General features: G+C 36.0%; 2 protein-coding genes. Both read left to right on the top strand.

The features are described 5' to 3' along the window. Positions 1–1,120 precede the first annotated feature (1,120 nt). Entirely contained in the window at positions 1,121–2,725 is a 1,605-nt protein-coding gene (gene murC / locus AFK68_RS08290) for a UDP-N-acetylmuramate--L-alanine ligase (protein ID WP_094672327.1), read from the top strand. 262 nt (positions 2,726–2,987) lie between these two features. After that, entirely contained in the window at positions 2,988–3,956 is a 969-nt protein-coding gene (gene murB / locus AFK68_RS08285; RefSeq protein WP_094672326.1) for a UDP-N-acetylmuramate dehydrogenase, read from the top strand. Positions 3,957–4,328 lie beyond the last annotated feature (372 nt).

The following is a 4,328-nucleotide window of genomic DNA, read 5'->3' as shown; positions in this document are numbered from 1 at the left end:
GGATTATCATACAGCAAAATGGTAATTTGATAATTTTTTTGTAGGTTAATTATGATCCCAAGTAATTTATTAAAGCAAATATTTAGCTGACTTAATAATCAACTAAATAAAAATTATAGGCAGTGTCATAACCTAACAGTTTGAAGTTGTATCACAGTCGCCAGAGCCGTTAGGACATTCTCAAGGCTCTAAAATTTATTCAAGAATGTAGAATTTAGAATGTAGAATGCGCGAATTACCTCTCCTTGAAAAGAAGAGGATTGACGAACAGGAAAATTTTTACTTATTATCCCCTTAAAAGGGGAGGCGCTTTAAACCACAATATTTCAGTAACGGCAATTTCACTTATCAATTAGCCTCTTGCAGAGGAACTTCGTTAACAGTACCTAAATGGAATAGGGAGCCTTGAAACACTGAATTTTCTTTTTTTTATCCCCTTTAAAGGCTATTCATTTCCCACATCTTTACTTTAAGATAAAACTTGACAAAATAGACAAAGTATGTATATGTCTTGGATAGGTTTTTTCCGAAGAAAAGTGTATTGAAAAATACATTTTTTTGAGAGCTGTAGACAAAATTCTTACTCCCTACACTCCCCACACAAGGGTTTCAAGAGTTATGGGTAAAGCATAGCTTTAAAGGGGAGACTTTAGACCTTATTTGGTAAAAATTGAACTTGATGATTTCTGACTTCAGCAATAGAAGCGTCCCATGCACTCTCCCTACAACCTCAACCGATGTCCTCAATTTTAACAAGCAGATGTTGCTCAAGTTAAATGATAAGTATGAACTTTTAATCTTACTACATCTTTCAATGGTCTGTTGTCCAAATACTAACTTTGAATGATAATTTTTTTTTCTGATTACTTACTAGAAACATTTGTTCTTTTGGGAAAAAATCCTGATGATTAATCCTCAATCTGTTTTTCAGATATGTCCGGAAAAATACTGGCCAGTGGGTAAATACTTGATATAAAACAAACTAATCACAACAGATAGAGACTATTCACGAGGCTAACCAGTGTTTTTCCTAAATTACTGCTAAACTCTATCTAAAAAAAAAAATTCCTGGTATGATGTCGCGTGTTAAGGACGCGGAGTGGTGTGTAAGGAGCAATTAATGAGTAAATATGTTGATTTAAGTGGTAAGCCATTTCATTTTATTGGTATTGGTGGCATCGGAATGTCGGCTCTTGCTTATATTTTAGCTAAACGCAAGTTGCCTACTTATGGCTCCGATCTAAAATCAAGCCATATAACAAAACGCTTAGAAGCAATAGGAGCGCACATATTTTGGCGCCAAGAAGCCAAAAATTTAGAGTTATTTCAACAAACTACTGAAGAACAAAATTTATCTCTGTCAAACAATTCTAATTCAAATTTATCCCCTACTGATCTCCGTGTAAATACAGGAGCAGTAATGACAAAAAAACACAATGTTAAAGTAGGAAATAACCAAGAAATTTATCAACTACCGCAAGTAGTTTGTTCGACAGCAATTAATACAACAAACTCCGAGTATAAAGCAGCCGTTGAACTTGGATGTCCAATTTTCCATCGCTCAGATTTATTGGCTGCTCTAATTCAGGATTATCAAAGCATAGCTGTAGCGGGAACCCATGGCAAAACTACAACTAGCAGTTTAATTGGGTTTATGCTTTTAGAGACTGGTTTAGACCCCACCATTGTTATTGGTGGAGAAGTAGACGCTTGGGAAGGTAACGCTCGTTTAGGTGAAAGTCCTTATCTGGTGGCAGAAGCAGATGAGTCAGATGGCTCTTTAGTTAAATTATCTGCCCATATTGGTTTAGTCACTAATATTGAGTTAGACCATCCAGACCATTATGAAAGTTTAGAACAAGTTGTCGAAACTTTCCAAGTATTTAAAGGAAATTGTCAGAGTTTAGTAGGTTGTATTGACTGCTCGACAGTTAAAGATAAACTTCAGCCAACTATTAGTTACAGTATTAATCCTGAAAGTGAGGCTGATTATACAGTAGATTGTGTAGATTATCAAGCTCATCTTACCTCGGCTCGTATTTGGGAACGAGGCCAACTTTTGGGACAATTACAATTAGGGTTATTAGGTAAACATAACTTAAGTAATGCTTTGGCTGCTGTGGCAGTAGGTAGGTTATTAGGTTTAGAATTTTCTGCTATTTCCTCGGCGATCGCTAAATTTGAAGGTGCTCATCGTCGGTTTGAACATCGGGGAGAATGTAACGGTATTGTATTTATTGATGACTATGCTCATCATCCTAGTGAAATTAATGTAACTCTGGCTGCAGCTCGCTTACGGAAAAGTCAGGAATTAACTCCAAAGTCTGATATATTTACAACAAATTTACCCTTCATCAAACAAAATAACTTATTGCCAATCGAAAGAGTAATTGCTATATTCCAACCTCATCGTTATAGTCGTACTCAGACTTTTCTTTCGGAGTTCGCTAAGTCATTTAATGACGCTGACATGGTTATTGTTACTGATATTTATAGTGCTGGAGAATCATCTGATGGTCAAATTGATGGCCAACAAGTAGCTGAAGCAATTTCTACTTACCATCAACAGGTTTATTATCAACCATCTTTAGAGTTAGTGAGTAAATTTTTGCATGAAGTTCTACAACCAAGGGATATGGCAATATTTCTTAGTGCTGGTAACCTGAATCACATTATCCCAGAACTCATGGCATATTATCAACTACCTCACTACCAGGTCGTATAAGCGTGAAATAGCTTAATGCAAAAGATTAAGTTGAGTTAAATAATACCAATTCGATCAAATAATCTTACAGGCTAAAGGTTCATTACAGAACAAGGAAGCAGGTTTGACAATTCCTGAATATATATCTCCTGTACTATATGACTTATAGTACCCATAGGATATCTCATCCTCCTAGCCGACTACCAATATGTAGCAAATATTTATCTAATTGGTATAACTCTAAAAGAGTTTGTTTAAATTACGATAATTCAAGTTATTAGTTATGACCATGACTCTCTCTTATCACATAGCTAGTTCAGCTAAAAGGCCACAGTATAAACCTATCCCGTTATTAGGAACAGATTGTGTAATTAGGTCTAATGTTCCTCTAGCTCCTCTAACTTCTTTCCGAGTCGGAGGGCCTGCTCAATGGTATGTTACACCAAAAAGATTAGATCAACTACAAGCAAGTTTTCAGTTTGCTCACTCTGAAGGATTACCAATAACTATGCTAGGAGCAGGTTCTAATATGCTGGTTAGCGATAGTGGTTTATCTGGATTAGTTATTAGTAGCCGTAATCTCCGTCACATATCTTTTGAACCAGAAACAGGTCTTCTGACTGTGGGTGCTGGTGAATCATTACCACGTCTTGCTTGGAAGGCTGCAAAAATGGGCTGGCAAGGTTTGGAGTGGGCTGTTGGTATCCCTGGCACTGTTGGTGGTGCTGTGGTAATGAATGCTGGGGCACAAGGTAAATGTATGGCTGATATATTGGTGAATGCCCATGTTATGTTGCCTGATGGTCAGATAGATATTTTGTCTGCTCAAGATTTGGAATACAGCTATCGCTATTCTAAGCTACAGGGTAAATCTATTGTGGTAGCTCAAGCTACTTTTCAGTTACAACCAGGGGAAAAGCCTGCTCTGGTAAAAACTATAACTTCTGAAAATTTTCACAAGCGCAGGAGTAGCCAACCTTATCACTTACCTAGTTGTGGTAGTGTTTTTCGGAATCCTGGACCAAAACCGGCTGGTTGGTTAATTGAACAAGCTGGACTTAAGGGCTATCAAATAGGTATGGCCCAAGTTGCTCACCTTCATGCTAACTTTATTCTTAACTGTGGGGGAGCTACAGCTAACGAAATTTTACAACTAATTTACCATGTTCAAGAACAGGTAGAAAAGCAGTGGTCTTTGTTATTAAAACCAGAGGTAAAAGTTATGGGAGATTTTTCACAAGTATTAACTTGATAATACTAATAAATTATAACTTGTGTTTGATAGTAGTTGCATAATTTATGGGTACAAATAAAGTACAGAAAATGAATAAATTATCGTTGCCCAGATGATTTTTATGCTAATAACTCAGATCCCCAACAAAAAATAAATTACCATCGTTTTTTTATTGGTTAAAGTACCTGAAATTAGCAGCAGTTTCAGATTCCCCACCTTCTGGAACCATGAATTACTATAGTTAAGGAAGTTGAGCAACAATCAAGATCTTTTGGTTAAGATTATTAATGAATTGTCTGAGGAAATCTTGGATAAATTAAGAAAATAAATGTCAATTTATTCATTATAATCAAGCCCTAAAAATTTATATGTAGTGTTATGATTTTAATG

Source organism: Hydrocoleum sp. CS-953 (genome assembly GCF_002260545.1).
Classification (GTDB): domain Bacteria; phylum Cyanobacteriota; class Cyanobacteriia; order Cyanobacteriales; family Microcoleaceae; genus Trichodesmium.
Note: the sequence above shows the minus strand (reverse complement) of the source record. Positions and strands in the feature narration are given on the sequence as shown.

Coding starts and splice junctions, on each gene's coding strand:
- murC (WP_094672327.1), top strand. CDS start 1,121: ATGAGTAAATATGTTGATTTAAGTGGTAAGCCATTTCATTTTATTGGT.
- murB (WP_094672326.1), top strand. CDS start 2,988: ATGACCATGACTCTCTCTTATCACATAGCTAGTTCAGCTAAAAGGCCA.